The following is a 15,851-nucleotide window of genomic DNA, read 5'->3' on the forward strand; positions in this document are numbered from 1 at the left end:
GGTCGATCAGGGCCCCAGCGCGCCGATCGGGATGGCGACCACCCCGTCGGGCCTGGTGTAGCCGTAGCCGCCAGCGGTGATCACCCCTAGCACGGCCGGCTCCCCCACCTTCACCGTGTCGACCTTCGCAGCGAAGCTCAACAGCGATGCAGCCGCCCGGTCCACCTGCCCCGCACCCAGCTTCACCTCGAACGCGCCCCAGGTCCCATTCCTGGACTCGACGATGATGTCGACCTCAAGCCCGTCAGAGTCTCTGTAGTGGTACACGGAAGCGTCCGCCGCCTCGGCGTATACGCGGACATCGCGGACCGCAAGTGACTCGAACAGCAAGCCCAGAGTGTTGAGATCGCGGAGGAGCTTCGCGGGGCTGGCGTCGAGTGCGGCGGCAGCCAGAGACGGGTCGACGAGATGCGTGCGTGCCCTTTCACGCAGCCTCGCCCGCGATCGCAGGTGCGTGGACCAGGCCGGTTGGACCTCCAGGAGCATGAGCCTGGCCAGTGCATCCTGGTACTCGTGCGCCGAGGGACGCGAGAGCGAGATGTCTGGGCCATCAGCCTCCGCCGACAACTTGGTCACCACGTGTTCCATCGCAGTGTTCCGGGCGAGCGCCTGGATGAACCGCAGTACTCGAGCCGGGTCTCGCCGAGGTCCCGCGATCCGTCGAAGGTCCACTTCGGCGACGGTGCGCAGATAGTCGCGGTTGGCCGCAGCCGCATCCTGGACCGACAAGCCGAGGTTGATGGGCCACCCACCCCGGACGATGAGCTCTGCGGCGTGCTGAGGGGTGACAGTGTCGGCAGGCGACGTGCGTCGCTCGCCGGCCAGCAGCGCGCGGAGGGACATGGCGCCCGTGGAATCGGACGACTCGAAGAGGGTGAGCGGACGCATCACGAGACGCGCGAAACGCCCCGCGCCGGAGTGGCGGCGCACGTCGTCATTCGGCACAGCCGACCCGGTGAGGATGAACTGCCCGGGCTTCCCTCGCCGGTCCACCTCAGCCCGTACGTGATTCCACAAGCGGGTGCCGTCCAGCTGCCATTCGTCGACCAATCGCGGCGAAGGTCCGCCCAGTACGAGTCCCGGGTCAACGTCCAGCGCACGGATAGCTGCTTCATCGCGGTCCAGGTAGACGGCACTGGCGGTTGCCCGCTCGGCGCTGCGCGTCTTGCCGCAGGCCTTCGGCCCCTCGATGAGGACCGCGCCGGCGGAGTGGAGCCGCTTCTTCAGAAGGTCGTCGAGGATTCGGGGGAGGTAATCCACAATGCCTCCGATCTGGGTTGCATGACGAAAGTTTACACTTTGCAGAACTCAACGTTGACACTTTGCAGTACTTATCGTTGACAGTCTGCAGAGTGCAGGACGCAGGAGTTACACCGTGGGCAGGGGTGCGGGAAGGAGAGGTCCTTGTCACTCCGATTGTCTCGGGTGAGTCCAGACCAACAGCAGCCCACTTGTGCGATTATCACGATCGGGTAACAGTCGTGCCGTGCGGCTTGGACGGGCACGTTTGTTCGATTAAAATGGGGCCATGCACCAACGGCGGCTCACCACGGAACAGGCGCTCACCGCGCTTGAATCCACGCTGTCGCTGGTTGATCACGCCGAGCGGGCGGCGCTTGATGCGCCAGCCAGGCTCCAGCTGATGCAGCGGGCACGGAGGCTGTCGGAGCGGCTTGAGTCGCTGGCCCACGTGCTGACAGACGAGGCCAACCGGGCGCAGGCATCCATGAGGGCGGCAGGCACCCCCTTGACGTCCTTCCTCGCGGTGAGTGAGCAGCGCGATACCAGAGAAGCGGCCGCGCAGGTGTTCCGGGCGAGCGATGTGGCGGCCCACCCCCAGGTCAAGCAGGCAGCGCTCGACGGTGACGTCTCCCCCGCCCACGCCATGGCCATCACGAAGGGCATGGCGCAGCTGCCGGCCACCTTGAGCCCAGAGCAGCTGCAGCGGGCGGAGGAGGTGTTCCTCGGCAGGGCCGGGAGCACCACGCCGCGGGAGTTGTCGAAGCTGGCACCCGTGGTGCTGGCGGAGGTCGCGCCGGAGCAGCTGCCCACAGCGGAGCAGCGCGTGGCAGACGTGGAGGCGCAGGCGCGGCGAGCGAAGGCGAAGCGGTCGTTCAGCTACGGCGACGACGGCGACGGCTCTGTCTGGTTCCGCGGGTCGCTGCCGGCCGTGGACGCGGCGCCGCTGATCGCCACCGTCGAGGCCTACGTGCAGGCCGATCGACGGGCGGCGCGGGATCGGCTCACTGGTGTCCGTTCGCTGCGCCCCGGCCCGCAGGTGCTGCGCAATCACGCGGCGGCCGATCAGGGCCGCACCCCCGAACAGCGCCGGGCGGACGCGTTCACGGTGATGGTCTCCCAGCATCGCGGGGCGCCGACGGTGGCCGGAGACCGGCCCCGGATCGTCGTCACCATCCAGGAGTCAGACCTACGCGAGCGCGCCGAGGCCGTCGGCGTGTTGGCCTCCGGCGCGGTGGTCGCGCCCGGGGACCTGCGCAGGCTGTGCTGCGACGCAGACCTCACCCCCGTGGTGCTCGGCGGCAGGTCCGAGGTGCTGGACCTCGGGCTCACCGAGCGGCTCGTCACCCCCGGCCTCCGCAAGGCGTTGACCATTCGCGACGGCGGCTGCATCTTCCCCAACTGCACCACCCCGGCCATCGCCTGCGAAGCCCATCACGTGGTCCCCTGGTATCTCGGCGGGCCCACGTCGCTGGGGAACATGGTCCTCCTCTGCGCACACCACCACGCGGTGGTCGAACCGCAGCGCTTCAACGACACCGCGGACCAATGGACCATCACCTTCGACCCTGTCACCAGGAAACCAGTCATCGCACCGACGAAACGGATGCAGCTCTACTTGAACGGCAACGGCCGACGACCTGATCGGGATTCGCGACGCCCGTAGGTTGTGGCGCGCCTCGGCGCGGACAGCAGGCCGGGCCCGGGCCTCGAACCTCGGACGGGTGACCGTGTCCGTCTGGTTTCCGAGGCTTCGAGGCCGCTGCGCGGCGCCTCAGCCAACTGTAAGTCTTGCCAGGGCGGGGGCTAGGGTGCCGGGGCCCGTGACCGCGACGTCCGACAGCCCCTGCCACTGGGCGGCCTCGGACAGGAGGGGCGCGACCCGGCTGGCCACCTCGTCGATCCTCCCCTGCTGGGCGGGCTCGATGTGGGCGTGCTGGACGCGCAGGACGCCCGCCTTGCGGTCGCTCTTGAGGTCCACGCGGGCCACGATCTGGTCGTCGAGCAGCACCGGTAGGACGTAGTAGCCGTGCTCGCGCTGCTCCTTGGGCGTGTAGATGGAGATGCGGTAGTGGAAGTCGAACAGCCGCTCCGCGCGGGGGCGGAACCAGACCAGCGGGTCGAACGGGCTGAGCAGCGCCGCCGCCTCGACCCGTCTCGGGACGCGCTGACCGGCGGGCATCCAGGCGGGCTTCGCCCAGCCGTCGACGGTGACGGGCTCGAGGACGCCGTCGGCGGTGAGGTCGTCGACGGCCTGGCGGGCGGTTGCGGTCTTGAGGCGCGGGTAGTCGGCCAGATCCTCCAGGGTGGCCACCCCGTGCGCGACGGCGGCGCGGCGGATGAGCTCGCGGACGGCGTCTGGCTTCGGGATTGGGGCGAGGGCCTGGGGTGGGAGTGTGGTGGCCGCCGGGGCGAGGAAGCGCTCGAAGCGTTGGCGGCCGACGGTGACCAGCTCGCCGGTGTGGAACAGGTACTGCGCGGCCCAGTGGACGTCGTTCTTGTTCCACCAGCCGCCGCCGAGCGACACGTTCTCCGGATGGTCCAGATCGCGGATGCGCAGCGGGCCGCGGTCGGCGAACTCGGCCAGGACGTCGGCGATCAGGGGCTGGTGTTCGCTGGCCCAGTTCTCGAAGCCGGGGCGCTTCGGGGCGGTGCGGTGCCAGTGCCACAGCGGCCAGTCCCCGACGGGGATGATGGTGGCCTCGTGGGCCAGGTACTCGGTGTAGCGGCCGAGGCGGGGCTTGGGGGTGTCGTGGTGGAGGAGGGCGTCGAGCGTGGCCTTGGGGTACGGGCCGAGGCGTGCCAGGAGGGGGAGGTAGTGGGAGCGCTCGAAGACGTTGACGGTGTCGAGCTGGAGGACGCCCATTGTGGCGATCGCTCTGGTGAGTGTCGCGGGGGTGGGGGTCGCTGGGCGCGGGGCCGCGAGGCCCTGGGCGGTGATGGCGACGCGTCTGGCTTCGGGGAGACTCAGCTGTCGCGGCATTGGGACAGGATAGGCGGCTAGGGTCAGGGGATGGAGATCCCGGGGCTGACCTTCGTGCCGCTGACCGTGCAACGCGACGAGGACGGCTGGTTCGCGGAAGCCTGGAACGAGGCCAGGATGAGCGTGCTCGGGCTGCGACACTTCCGGCCCGTGCAGCACAACGTTCGCCACTTCCACCGCAGCGGCGTCACGCGCGGGCTCTACGCCGAGCCGTGGGACCGCCTGATCACCGTGCTGCGGGGGCGGGCTTTCGGCGCGTGGGTGGACCTGCGCCCCGGGGAGACGTACGGCGCGGTGGTCACGGCCGAGCTCGGCGCCGACACCGCCGTCTTCGTCCCCAGGGGCGTGGCGAACTCGGTGCAGATCCTCGAGGACGACACCACCATCACCACCCTCCTCGACCAGCACTGGACCCCCGAGGCCCGAGCCCGGTACTCCACCGTCAACCTGTTCGACCCCGCGCTGGACATCCCCTGGCCCATCCCCGAGCGGCGCGCCACCGTCTCCCCCGACGACGCCGCCAACCCGATGCTGGCCGACGCCGTCCCCTTCCGCGTGGCAGGCCGGAGGGAGCAGCCGGCCGTCGACGCGCAGCGGGGCGCTCGGGGGACGGATCCTGGGCCTGTGGGCGAGGGTGGGGGCGCGGTCGGGTCGTTCGGGTCTGGCGCGTCGGGCGATGCGCAGCGCGGCTTCGGGCGGTGGGCCGACGCTGCCCCCCGTCGGGAGGAGGCGGACTCCCCCGCTGCGCCCTCCTCGCCCCGCCGTCGGGCATACAAGGTGCTGTTCGTGTGCACGGCCAACATCTGCCGCTCGGCGTACGCGGATGTCGCGGCCAACGCGGTGGCCCCGGCCGGGGTCCAGTTCTCGTCGGCGGGCACGAGGGCCCTCGTCGGGGAGGGCATCGACCCGCCCATGGCGCAGGAACTGAAGGTCGACGGGGACCCTGGGGCGCACCGGGCGCGTCAGGTCACCCGAGACCTCGTGGAGGACGCCGACCTCATCCTCACCATGGCCGGCGAGCACCGTCGCTACCTGCTCGACGAGTGGCCGGCGGTGGGGCGGAAGACGTACGTGATCGGGCATGCGGCGCGGGTGCTGGCTGAGCTTCCTGAGGGTGTCACCCTGGAGGGTTTGGCCGGGCACCTGTGGAGGAACCGGACGGCGCAGGAGGGCGACGAGGTGCGCGACCCGTACCGTCGGGGGCAGGAGGCGGCGAGTGTCGCGGCTCGGGAGATCGACGGGCACTTGTCGGTGGTTGTGGGGGTGTTGGGGACTTTAGTGTCGCGGCGGTAGGCAGGGCGGTGCCTCGGCCGGTGGGACGCTTGCGTTTCATAGCTTCGAGGCCGCTGCGCGGCGCCTCAGCCAGCGGGATGGGCCGGTTCCGCGGCTCAAACGTCACCTTTCCGCGTCCACAAACGATACCTCTCCGACACGGACGGCCCTGGCCACCTGAGAATCGGCACTTCCTCAGTAGCAACTGACCACACTCTAACCGGACATTGCTGTCCGGTAGGCTGGGTGCGCGGCCCAGCGCCGACGAGCCAGAGTCCGGGTCGATGGCGATCCGGCAGAAGCGATGGAGGATCCGGCATGCAGATCAACGGCAAGGTGTTCGTCGTCACGGGAGGCGGACAGGGAATCGGGCGCCAGGTGGTACTCGGACTCCTGCGCAAGGGGGCCGAGGTGGCCGCCGTCGACCTCAACGCCGCCAAACTGGAGGAGACACGCGAGCTCGCTGGGCGCGAGGCGCACCGCCTGTCGCTGCACGCGGTCAACGTCACCGACCGGGGCGCCGTCGCGGCGCTACCCGAGGCCGTCATCCAGGCGCACGGGCAGGTGGACGGGTTGCTCAACGTTGCAGGGATCATCCAGCGGTTCGTGAAAGTGGTGGACCTCTCGTTCGAGGACATCGACCGTGTCCTCGACGTGAACTTCTGGGGTGTCGTCGCCATGACCAAGGCGTTCCTGCCCGAGCTACTCAAGCGCCCGAAGGCCGCCGTCGTCAACGTCTCCAGCATGGGCGGATTCATCCCCATCCCCGGACAGACCCTGTACGGGGCGAGCAAAGCGGCTGTGAAGATGTTCACCGAGGGGTTGCATGCGGAGTTGCGGGAGACGAATGTCGCGGTGACTGTGGTGTTCCCGGGCGCGGTGCGGACGGGAATCACGGCCAACAGCGGGGTGACGACGCCCGGCGGAGGCTCGAGTGGAACGGAGGGCCAGGGCCGGATGAAGCTCACCTCGCCTGAGGAGGCGGCTCGGCTCATCATCCGTGGCATGGAGCGCGGGAGCTACCGTGTCGCGCTGGGACGGGACGCGCAGATGCTGGACCTGTTCACCCGGTTGGCGCCGGAGCGGGCGATGGCGCTGATCTCTGACCGGATGGGGTCGCTGCTGGACCGGTGAATCGGGATGCCTTGCGCCCTCGAAGTAGGGCCCGCGGACTGCTGAAACCTCGACTTCGATACTGCTGAAACTTCGACTTCGATGCTGCTGAAACTTCGAGTGGTGGCTCGGAGCAGGGATTGTTCGGAGGCCGCCATTGATTCCCGGTGAGATTCCGGGGAGATGGACCGCATACAGCGCCATCTCCCCGGAATCGCACTGGGATGGTGACGTTGGGTCACCGACCCTGGGACAGCCGGGGCGGCTGCTTGGACTGACCAGGGGGCGGACTGGGCAGGGGCTAGGGTCGGGGCATGGTGTGGGTGGCTGCCGGGGTGGTCGCGGTGGTGGCCGCCGTCGTGATGGCGTTCGCGGTGCCGCGGGTGCGCGTCCTGGACGACGACGAGGCGCCGGACTTCGCCCTCCTGGTCACGCCGTCGAGCGTGGTGGGGGTGACGGTGGCTGCGTTCGTGGCGGCGACGGTGCTGTGGGTGCTGCCGACGGACCTGTGGTGGCTGTGGGTGCCGTACCTCGGGATCGGCGCCCCCCTGGCCTACATCGACCTCCGGACCACGTTCCTGCCACGACAACTGCACTACGTGGGTGTCGCGGCGATGGTGCTCGGGCTGGTCGCGCTCGCGGTGCTCGACATCTGGGCAGCGGTGGGCGCCGTCGTCGGGGCGCTGGCGGCGTTCGGGTTGCTGTATCTGGCGTGGCACCTCTCCCCCGGGCTGGGGTTCGGGGATGTGCGGTTGGCGCTGTTGATCGGGGCGGTAGCCGGGCAGGGCGGGGTGTCGATGTGGACGGCGTCGCTGTTCTTCGGCACCGCCCTGGGCGCGGTGCACGCCGTCGGGCATGCGGTGTGGGCGCGGCGGGACCCGGGGCGGCCCGGGTACTTCCCCTACGGGCCGGCGTTGTGGCTGGGCCCGATTGTCGCGGCGGTGTGGATGGAGCTGGTGTGAGTCGTCGCGGGCTGACCGGGGTTTGAGAGCTGGCCCCGCTCGCCCTATCGTCTATCAGTCCTTTGTGTGGTGGCGCCACTATTACGATGACTCAGGGGCCTCCCTCAGATTCACAACCCATTGACAGGTGTGGCCATAGCCCTATCTTTGGCTCAACCTGCGCCCAGGGTGACAGCCGGAGGAACACCATGAATCAGGACGTTCTGATCGCAATTCTGGTCACTGCATTGGCTGGAGCCATCGGCGGCTTTCTGGCCCGAGTGGTACCCAATGGCGTGGGCAAGAAGCCACTCAAGGACGCACCCGCTGAGGCTGGGGCAGTTGTCTCAACTCTTGCGGGTGCCGCCGTTGCCGTCGCGGCTTTTCTCGCCACCGAGCCCATCTCCGCTGTCGCTGTATTCGCCACTGCCCCTCCCGTCGAGCCCGCCACCGTCTGGATGTTCACCTGGGGCGATGTGGTGAATGCCTTCGTGGCCGGCTTGGCAGGCATCAAACTGCTGCTCACGTACCAGGACTCGAAGACACTCCGAACTGCGTTGGGAGTGGCCGCAGCCCGTCCTCCGAGCCCCGATTTGGCCGCCGCGGTCACCGCGACGCCGCGTGAAGTTCTGGCGACCGCTCGCGCCGCTAGCTAACCGACAGTCGGATGGGGGGAGAAGACATGCCTGAGACGGTGCGAATCGCGCTGGTCATGAACGGGGGCGTGAGCCTTGCCGTCTGGATGGGTGGCGTGACCCATGAGATCGACCTGTTGCGCCGAGTCAACGCGGACAGCGACGACGCTTGGGGGCATGTGCTGAAGAAGGCGGGGCGGGAAGTACAAGTCGACCTGATCGCAGGCAGCAGCGCTGGAGGCCTGAACGGTACGCTGCTCGCCACCGCGATTGCGCGAGGTGCATCGCTCCCGCATCTTCGAGATATGTGGCGCAAATACGCGAGACTCAAGGCCGGACATCTCCGCTTCCCCATGCCTCTTGAATCCCCTAATTCCATCCTTGATGGGGATAACTTCCAGGCATCTCTCGGCAAGGTCCTCAGCGGAATCCACACCGGTGACTCCGGGGGTGAGGACGTCACCCTGCTTGTCACTTCGTCCGCCCTCGAAGGATCCAGCCGTGCGGTGACCGATGCCTCTGGTGGGAAATTCAGCGCGGCTGACCACCGACGAGTCTACCGATTCCGCAAGCGCAAGGGCAGCAAGAGGTGGAACACGGAGTTCGGTGTCATCGAACGAGCCGAACTCGACAACTTCGAGCACACCAGGGAAGGAGTCGATCCCTTGGTGCTGGCCGCCCGCGCGTCGGCGGGATTCCCTGTCGCCTTCGAATCCGTTCAAGAGACGCCCGCTCTGCACAAGCTGAACGATGTGAAGTCTGACGGGGACCCTTCCTGGTTGATGGATGGGGGTGTGCTCGACAATGCGCCGTTCGAGCCACTTCTGAGAGAACTGATCGCACGACCGAGATCCGATTCCGGCCCGCGCTGGGTGGTATACGTGGTCCCACACAATGACGTCGACGTGCCGCCCACTCCTGCCGACCCCAATCCCAAGCCACCCAGCTGGACCAGCGTACTGGCCGCTGTTGCATCGCTGAGCCGCGAGTCCGACCTCCGCTCCGACGTCGAGTCCGTCGCTGAGCGTCACCGCGAGGCGCACCAGACGGTGGCCAGGCCCGACGAACTGCTGCTCCTGAATGAAGGGATACCCGGCCTGTCATGGGACGCGGCCTTCGAGGTGGCTGAGACCCTGCTCCCCCTGTACCGACGCACTACCGCCAAGGAGACAGCCACCAACGTCGTCCTGGCGGGATCGAACAGCATGTCGGCTCAACCGGTACCCTCCGCCTCCGTGGACGCAGTGCTCGCACTTGACCCGTTCTGGATCGCGACTGACATGGGCGCAACCCGAATGATGGGCAACGAGCCGCTGTGGCAGTGGGGCGTTGGGCGCGCCCAGCCGATGGCAGCGTGGATCTCGCGAGTCGTTCGAACCCTCGACGGAGAGCAGACGGACACCACGGTTGCGATCGAAGTGATCGCCGGGCTCCAGGAGGACCTCCTGGCCATCGACCTTGGTATGACCGCTGTGCATGACGAAGCCTTCAAAGAATGTGATCAGATCGTCGGCAACCTCGCCGCCTTCAACACGGCCGTACTCGAGACCAATCTCCTCCTTTCGCTGACGGCAACAATGAAAGGCATGGTCGAGCAATGGGCAGCCGTCGCAGCTCTCCCTGCCGACGAGTGTGTGCGGAGGCTCATCACCGTGGAAGTGCTTAGCCATTTTCTGTCTTGGGGGACGCCATCGACCCCCCCGTTCGATCTGTTCATCCTCGGCCCCAGGACCCCTGAGGGCCCTTGGTTGAAGCCGATCGAAACCAAGCCGAGCCTGTCCAAGCTCGAGCACTGGCCGAACCAGAAGCTGTACGGGGACCGGTTCATGAACTTCGGTGCTTTTGGCAGCAACAGCTTCAAGGATTGGGACTGGATGTGGGGCCGCCTCGACGGCGCCATCACACTGGCGAACGCGCTCCTCCCGGCCGACTTGAGCGACGAGGAGAGGGCAATGCTGATCAACCCCCTCATCGATGGCATCCTTGTCGACTGCGGGACGGATCGGCCCGCCGTCTATGCGCGCTGCGTCGAGGTTCTGTCCACGACGCCCTCTGCATTGATCGCGGCTGCCCGGGACTCGACAGAGACGGAGCTCGACGGGCTGATCGACGATACAGCCGGGATGCTGACCAAGCATCCCTTGGTGGCCAGGCTCACGAGGCGTCGACGGCTGGCCATGCGTGGAGCGGCCTGGTGGCTGTCCCGAAAAGCGAAGCGGGAGGCGCGCAAGCTCTGATCACCCCGGAGATAAGACCTTGTCAATAGCTTATCCCGCCCCTGGCTCAACCTCATTGCCGTACGACTGTTCGATTATCACGATTGGGTAACACTGCCTCCCCATGCTTGGGTTGGTGCTTGCGTTCGATTAAAATGGGGGCATGCATCAACGGCGGCTCACCACGGATCAGGCGCTCGATGCGCTGGAGTCCACGCTGTCGCAGGTGGATCACGCCGAGCGAGCGGGGCTGGATGCCCCGGCGAGGCTGCGGTTGATGCAGCGTGCGCGGCGGCTGTCGGAGCGAGTGGGGACGCTGGCCCTCGTGCTGACCGACGAAGCCAACCGGGCGCAGGCGTCCATGCGGGCGGCCGGCACGCCGTTGACGTCGTTTCTGGCGGTGTCGGAGCAGCGTGACACGAAAGAAGCCGCAGCGCAGGTCTTCCAGGCGCGGGATGTCGCGGCCCACTCCCATGTGAAGCAGGCGGCGCTCGACGGCGAGGTGTCTCCGGCGCATGCCGTGGCCATCTCGAAGGGCATGGCAGAGCTTCCGGCCTCGCTGACCGCGGAGCAGCTGGAGCTAGCGCAGGAGGCGTTCCTCGGACGGGCAGGCACCACCACACCGCGGGAGTTGTCGAAGCTGGCGCCGCTGGTCCTGGCCGAGGTTGCGCCGGAACAGGTGCCCACCCGGGAACAGCTGGTCGCGGATATGGAGGCCCAGGCCCGGCGGGCGAAGGCGAAGCGCTCATTCTCCTACGGGGACGACGGCGACGGCTCGGTGTGGTTCAGGGGGTCGCTGCCCGCGGTGGACGCGGCACCGTTGATCGCCACCGTCGAGGCCTACGTCCAGGCGGATCGACGAGCGGCGCGAGATCGGCTCACCGGTGTCCGTTCGCTGCGCCCCGGGCCGCAGCTACTGCGCGATCACGCGGCCGCAGACCAGGGCCGCACGCCGGAGCAGCGCCGCGCCGATGCTTTCACCACCCTGGTGGGCGAGCACCGCGGGGCCCCGACTGTCGCGGGAGACCGGCCCCGGATCGTGGTCACCATCCAGGAATCCGACCTCCGCGGTCGCGCCGAAGCCGTCGGCGTGCTGGCCTCGGGCACGAAGGTCTCCGCCGGGGAGCTGCGTCGCCTGTGCTGCGACGCGGACCTCACGCCCGTGGTGCTCGGCGGCGGGTCTGAGGTTCTGGACCTCGGCCTCACCGAGCGCCTCGTCAGCCGCGCTCTCCGCAAAGCGCTGACCATCCGCGACGGTGGCTGCATCTTCCCCAACTGCACGGCACCAGACACAGCCTGCGAAGCCCATCACGTGATCCCCTGGTACCTCGGCGGGCCAACCTCGATGGGAAACCTGGTCTTGTTATGCGCCCACCACCACGCCGTCGTGGAGCCGCAACGCTTCAACGACGCGGCGGACCAATGGACCATCACGTTCGATCCGGTCACCCGCAACCCGATGATCTCGCCGACGAAACGAATGCGGCTGTATCTGCACGGTCGTGATCGACGGCCGGGCGAGGTCCACCGTCGGCCTTAGGACCCGGCCGCCCGGGTCTGAACGCGCGCGACACGACCCTTCGAGACAGCCGGCGGTCGCTCCGCGACGCCGGCCTCCTCAGGGAGCGGCGCAGGGCCGACCTTCGCGACGCCGGCCTCCTCAGAGGGCAGGCAGGAACCCGATGGCACTTCGCCTGCGAGGCTGCGTTACGACCCTTCGAGACAGCCGGCGGTCGCTCCGCGACGCCGGCCTCCTCAGGGAGCGGCGCAGGGCCGACCTTCGCGACGCCGGCCTCCTCAGAGTGCAGACAGGAACCCGATGGCACTTCGCCTGCGAGGGTGCGTTACGACCCTTCGAGACAGGGCCACGCCGCTCCGCGGGTGGGCCCCTCCTCAGGGAGCGGGAATGAGCCCCCGCGGTGCCTCAGCCAGGGGGTCTTGAAGGTCGCGTTTCAGAGGCTTCGAGGCCGCTGCGCGGCGCCTCAGCCAGCGGTAGGGGTGCCTCAGCCAGGGGGAAGGCGGTCTGAAAGGTCACGTTTCATAGGCTTCGAGGCCGCTGCGCGGCACCTCAGCCAGCGGAAAAGGGCAGCTCGGCCAGCGGAAAAGGGCCCTGCGCCGTACCTCAGCCAGCGGAATCGGGCAGCTCGGCCGGCGGGAAAGGGCAGCTCCGCCGGCGGGAAAGGGCTCGTCAGCGGTTGGCGGCTTCCACCCAGCGGTCGAGGGTCGAGGCGGCGGCGCCGGAGTCGACGGCGTCCTGGGCCGCCTTGAGAGGTTCGCGCATCTGGTCCACCAGCGGCAGCACCGTCGAGATCCCCCGATACGCCAACAAGGCCGCGGCCGCGTTCAACACCACGATGTCGCGCACCGGGCCCGGCTTGCCGGCCAGCATGTCCCTGGCCACCTGCGCGTTGTGCGGCGCGTCACCGCCGTGAAGGTCGTGGGGGGCCGCCGGCTCCAGGCCGAGGTCCTCCGGGTTCAGCACCGTGCGGTGCACGCGACCCTCAGAGATCATCCACACGTCAGACTCCGACGTCGTGGTCAACTCGTCCAATCCGTCGAACCCTCGGAACACCATGCCCCGCGTGCCGCGTTCGGCGAGCACCCGCGCGATCACCGGGGCCACGTCGTCGTTGGCCACACCCAACGCCATCGCGCGCGGCCGGGCCGGGTTGGCCAGCGGGCCGAGGAAGTTGAAGGTGGTCTGGATCCCCAGCGCCTTGCGCACCCCCGCCACGTTCCTCATCGCCGGGTGGTACAGCTGCGCGAAGAGGAACACGATGCCCACCTCGTCGAGGATCAACGCCTGCCGCGCGGGCTCGACGTCGATCCGCACCCCCAGCGCCTCCAGCGTGTCCGCGGTGCCCGCCATCGACGACGCCGCCCGCGACCCGTGCTTGACCACCTTTGCCCCCGCACCAGCAGCGACGATGGCGGCCATCGTCGAGATGTTGACGGTGTTGGCGCGGTCGCCGCCCGTGCCCACGACGTCCACCGCGTCAGGATCCAGCGCGATGGGCAGCGCGTTGGCGAGCATCGCGTCCGCCAGCCCCGCGATCTCGTCCTCGGACTCGCCCTTCGCACGCAGCGCCGTCAGCAGAGCAGCGATCTGCACCTCGGAGGCGCGCCCCGCAAGGATCTCGTTGAGCGCCCACGTCGCGGCGGTGGACTCAAGGCCCTCGCTGCGCACCAGGCCGGTCAGGATGTCGGGCCAGGTGTAGCCCGACATCAGCCGACCTGCGCCAACCGGGCGCGGATCAGGTTGGCCGCCTGGACAGGCATGGTGACCGGGTCGATCGGGAAGGGGGCCACGGCCTCGGCGCGCGCCCACGACGCCAGCCACGCGTCCGCCTCACGCGAGACGAGCAGCATCACCGGAGGACAGTCGGCGTACTCCTCCTTCACCTGGTGCGCCAGGCCGAACCCGCCCGAGGGCTGGGCGTTGCCGTCGAAGATCATCACCGCGTAGTCCGTGCCGGCGTCCAGCGTGCGCAGCAGCGCGCCCTGGGTGGCGACCTCGAAGATCTCGATCGGCGGCAGATCGCGGGCGACGCTGCTGCCCAGGGTCAGCCGGACCTGTTCGCGCACCGTTCGGTCGTCGGAGAACACCAGCACCTTCGCGGTGGCTTCGCTCATCTTGGGTCTTCCTTCGCGTTGTCGCCGACAACCGTCGGCCGAGGATCCTTCTGGGGGTCATCGTAGCCAAGACCCGGCTGCCTGGTGCGCTGGGCCTCCTCCCGGTCCAGGGCCCTGTCCACCCGTTTGGCCTCCCGGTTGGAGTCCTTGATCCATTGGATGAAGATCGTGATCATGGCCGCGAACATCGTGATGTCCCCCGTGGCCCACATCAGTCCCCCCGCCCAGGACTGATCCTCCATCGGCGACAGACCCCACGACCGCTCAAAGGCCAGGTACCACTCCTCGGCGATCAGCCGCGTCGAGCCCATGATCGTCACGCCCAGGAAGGCGTGGAACGGCATCGTGAGCAGGAACAGCAGGATCCGGATGGGATACGGCATCTTGATCGGCACCGGATCCACCCCCAGCAGCGGGAAGAAGAACAGGCAGCCCAGAGTGATCAGGTAGAAGTGCAGGAAATCGTGCCAGAAGTCGTTCTGCAGCGTGATCTCGTACCAGCCCGACATGTACAGCGCGAACGGGCTGGCCACCATCAGCCCCGTGGTGAGCGGCGGGAACAGCAGCACCTTCGCCACCGTCGAATGCAGCACCGCCAACAGCCAGCCCCGCTGCCGCTTCGGGAGGGTGCGCAGCGCCAGGGTGGCCGGCGCACCGAACACCAGGAACACCGGCGCGATCATGTTCAGCAGCATGTGCTGGAGCATGTGCACCCAGAACAGCACAGTGTCGTAGACGCCCAGGAAGCTGAAGATGGCCACCGCGATGGTGCCCAACCCGAGTCCGACGAAGGACACGGTGCGCATGACCGGCCACCGGTCACCGCGACGGTGCAGCGTCCACACGCCCCACAGGTACAGGCCACCCACGACGAGCAGGCCCAGCACCGCGTAGAGCGGGAATTCCCAGGCGGTGAAGTAGCGCGCACCCACCAGCGGAATGATGTCGTCGTCGGGCTTGGCGTGCAGCGGAAGTGCGGCCAAAGCCTGGACAAACATGCGCGGATTATCGCATGCCCCTCCGCCGCGAAACCAGGGGGGTACCCCTAATCCGGCCGCTGGCGTGACCTCAACGGGTTTTACCGCAATAATGACCTCGTGGCGACCAATCATGACACCCTCATCGCACCGACGGAGCTGCCCACGGGCGCACTCCACGCTGTCCCCTCCGCACGACTGAACAAGCCGATGGGCAGGCCGGACACGGTCGCCGTCGGCACCATCGTGTGGCTCGCGAGCGAGCTGATGTTCTTCGCAGCCCTGTTCGCCGCCTACTTCTGGATCCGCAGCATCACCAACGACGCCGCGGCCGCCGCCGGGGTGACGTCGCTGTGGGACGCCAACACGGTGCACCTGGACACCACCTTCGCCGCCGTCAACACCGCCATCCTGGTGCTGTCGTCGGTGACCTGCCAGCTCGCCGCCAACGCGGCCGAGGCCGGCCGGGTGTCGGGCTCCTGGCTCAACCCCATCAAGTGGGGCATGCGGCAGGGCTTCATCGTCACCGCCACCCTGGGCTCCATCTTCGTCGCCGGCCAGGTGTGGGAGTACTTCACCCTCTTCGGCGAGGGCTTCACCATCTCCACCAACCAGTACTGGTCCGTGTTCTTCCTCGCCACCGGCTTCCACGGCCTCCACGTCATCGGCGGCATCGTCGCCTTCTGGTTCATCCTGGCGCGCTCCTACATGACGCGCACCCACACCCACGAGCAGACCGTCGGCGCCCACGTCGTGTCCTACTACTGGCACTTCGTCGACGTGATCTGGATCCTGCTCTTCGGCGTCCTCTACTTCCTCCGCTGACCGCACTAGACCTGGAG

The 15,851-nt window shown here is 68.2% G+C and carries 13 protein-coding genes; 8 read left to right on the forward strand and 5 right to left on the reverse strand.

What is annotated here, in order from left to right; translation table 11 throughout:
- Window positions 1-6: 6 nt before the first annotated feature.
- Complete coding sequence (locus tag ACZK39_RS01895; RefSeq protein ID WP_463612358.1) at window positions 7-1,260, reverse strand: ATP-binding protein; 1,254 nt, start codon at window positions 1,258-1,260, stop codon at window positions 7-9.
- Between the two features lie 268 nt (window positions 1,261-1,528).
- On the opposite strand from ACZK39_RS01895, the gene ACZK39_RS01900 reads away from it, so the two are divergent.
- On the forward strand, window positions 1,529-2,905 hold the full coding sequence (locus ACZK39_RS01900; RefSeq protein WP_463612359.1) for an HNH endonuclease signature motif containing protein: 1,377 nt from the start codon (window positions 1,529-1,531) through the stop codon (window positions 2,903-2,905).
- Window positions 2,906-3,013: 108 nt separating this feature from the next.
- On the opposite strand, the gene ACZK39_RS01905 is transcribed toward ACZK39_RS01900, so the two are convergent.
- Entirely contained in the window at window positions 3,014-4,222 is a 1,209-nt protein-coding gene (locus ACZK39_RS01905; protein WP_463612360.1) for a winged helix-turn-helix domain-containing protein, read from the reverse strand.
- A gap of 30 nt (window positions 4,223-4,252) precedes the next feature.
- Between ACZK39_RS01905 and ACZK39_RS01910 the strand changes: the two genes are divergently transcribed.
- From ACZK39_RS01910 to ACZK39_RS01935, 6 genes are all read left to right on the forward strand, one after another.
- Entirely contained in the window at window positions 4,253-5,515 is a 1,263-nt protein-coding gene (locus ACZK39_RS01910) for a dTDP-4-dehydrorhamnose 3,5-epimerase family protein (protein WP_463612361.1), read from the forward strand.
- A gap of 297 nt (window positions 5,516-5,812) precedes the next feature.
- Complete coding sequence (locus ACZK39_RS01915; RefSeq protein ID WP_463612362.1) at window positions 5,813-6,628, forward strand: SDR family NAD(P)-dependent oxidoreductase; 816 nt, start codon at window positions 5,813-5,815, stop codon at window positions 6,626-6,628.
- Window positions 6,629-6,921: 293 nt separating this feature from the next.
- Window positions 6,922-7,569 carry a prepilin peptidase gene (locus ACZK39_RS01920; RefSeq protein ID WP_463612363.1) on the forward strand — a complete coding sequence of 216 codons (648 nt, stop codon included), beginning with the start codon at window positions 6,922-6,924 and terminating at the stop codon, window positions 7,567-7,569.
- 188 nt (window positions 7,570-7,757) lie between these two features.
- On the forward strand, window positions 7,758-8,204 hold the full coding sequence (locus tag ACZK39_RS01925) for a hypothetical protein (RefSeq protein WP_463612364.1): 447 nt from the start codon (window positions 7,758-7,760) through the stop codon (window positions 8,202-8,204).
- A gap of 26 nt (window positions 8,205-8,230) precedes the next feature.
- A complete protein-coding gene (locus ACZK39_RS01930) occupies window positions 8,231-10,420 on the forward strand; it encodes a DUF3376 domain-containing protein (protein ID WP_463612365.1) in 2,190 nt (729 codons plus the stop codon).
- 142 nt (window positions 10,421-10,562) lie between these two features.
- A complete protein-coding gene (locus tag ACZK39_RS01935; protein ID WP_463612366.1) occupies window positions 10,563-11,939 on the forward strand; it encodes an HNH endonuclease signature motif containing protein in 1,377 nt (458 codons plus the stop codon).
- A 648-nt stretch (window positions 11,940-12,587) separates the two neighbouring features.
- Here the strand turns inward: ACZK39_RS01935 and trpD are convergent.
- Genes trpD through ACZK39_RS01950 form a run of 3 tightly spaced genes read right to left on the reverse strand, consistent with a single transcriptional unit; the run spans window position 12,588 to window position 15,030 of the window.
- A complete protein-coding gene (trpD, locus tag ACZK39_RS01940) occupies window positions 12,588-13,625 on the reverse strand; it encodes an anthranilate phosphoribosyltransferase (RefSeq protein WP_463612367.1) in 1,038 nt (345 codons plus the stop codon).
- The gene (locus ACZK39_RS01945; protein WP_182782534.1) at window positions 13,625-14,032 is read right to left on the reverse strand and encodes a response regulator; all 408 of its coding nucleotides are present in this window, start codon (window positions 14,030-14,032) and stop codon (window positions 13,625-13,627) included. Before ACZK39_RS01945 ends, trpD begins: the two co-directional genes overlap by 1 nt.
- Entirely contained in the window at window positions 14,029-15,030 is a 1,002-nt protein-coding gene (locus ACZK39_RS01950; RefSeq protein ID WP_182782533.1) for a cytochrome c oxidase assembly protein, read from the reverse strand. Before ACZK39_RS01950 ends, ACZK39_RS01945 begins: the two co-directional genes overlap by 4 nt.
- Window positions 15,031-15,129: 99 nt before the next feature.
- Here ACZK39_RS01950 and ctaE point away from each other — a divergent pair, with 99 nt between their 5' ends.
- A complete protein-coding gene (gene ctaE, locus ACZK39_RS01955; RefSeq protein WP_459056460.1) occupies window positions 15,130-15,834 on the forward strand; it encodes an aa3-type cytochrome oxidase subunit III in 705 nt (234 codons plus the stop codon).
- Window positions 15,835-15,851: the final 17 nt, after the last annotated feature.

The sequence above is a fragment of the Tessaracoccus luoxuelianae genome (assembly GCF_055326245.1).

Excerpts from the sequence above, each read along its gene's own strand:
- ACZK39_RS01950 (WP_182782533.1), bottom strand. The coding sequence starts at position 15,030 with ATGTTTGTCCAGGCTTTGGCCGCACTTCCGCTGCACGCCAAGCCCGAC.
- ACZK39_RS01900 (WP_463612359.1), top strand. The coding sequence starts at position 1,529 with ATGCACCAACGGCGGCTCACCACGGAACAGGCGCTCACCGCGCTTGAA.
- ACZK39_RS01925 (WP_463612364.1), top strand. The coding sequence starts at position 7,758 with ATGAATCAGGACGTTCTGATCGCAATTCTGGTCACTGCATTGGCTGGA.
- ACZK39_RS01945 (WP_182782534.1), bottom strand. The coding sequence starts at position 14,032 with ATGAGCGAAGCCACCGCGAAGGTGCTGGTGTTCTCCGACGACCGAACG.
- ACZK39_RS01935 (WP_463612366.1), top strand. The coding sequence starts at position 10,563 with ATGCATCAACGGCGGCTCACCACGGATCAGGCGCTCGATGCGCTGGAG.
- ACZK39_RS01910 (WP_463612361.1), top strand. The coding sequence starts at position 4,253 with ATGGAGATCCCGGGGCTGACCTTCGTGCCGCTGACCGTGCAACGCGAC.
- ACZK39_RS01915 (WP_463612362.1), top strand. The coding sequence starts at position 5,813 with ATGCAGATCAACGGCAAGGTGTTCGTCGTCACGGGAGGCGGACAGGGA.
- ACZK39_RS01930 (WP_463612365.1), top strand. The coding sequence starts at position 8,231 with ATGCCTGAGACGGTGCGAATCGCGCTGGTCATGAACGGGGGCGTGAGC.
- ACZK39_RS01920 (WP_463612363.1), top strand. The coding sequence starts at position 6,922 with ATGGTGTGGGTGGCTGCCGGGGTGGTCGCGGTGGTGGCCGCCGTCGTG.
- ACZK39_RS01905 (WP_463612360.1), bottom strand. The coding sequence starts at position 4,222 with ATGCCGCGACAGCTGAGTCTCCCCGAAGCCAGACGCGTCGCCATCACC.
- trpD (WP_463612367.1), bottom strand. The coding sequence starts at position 13,625 with ATGTCGGGCTACACCTGGCCCGACATCCTGACCGGCCTGGTGCGCAGC.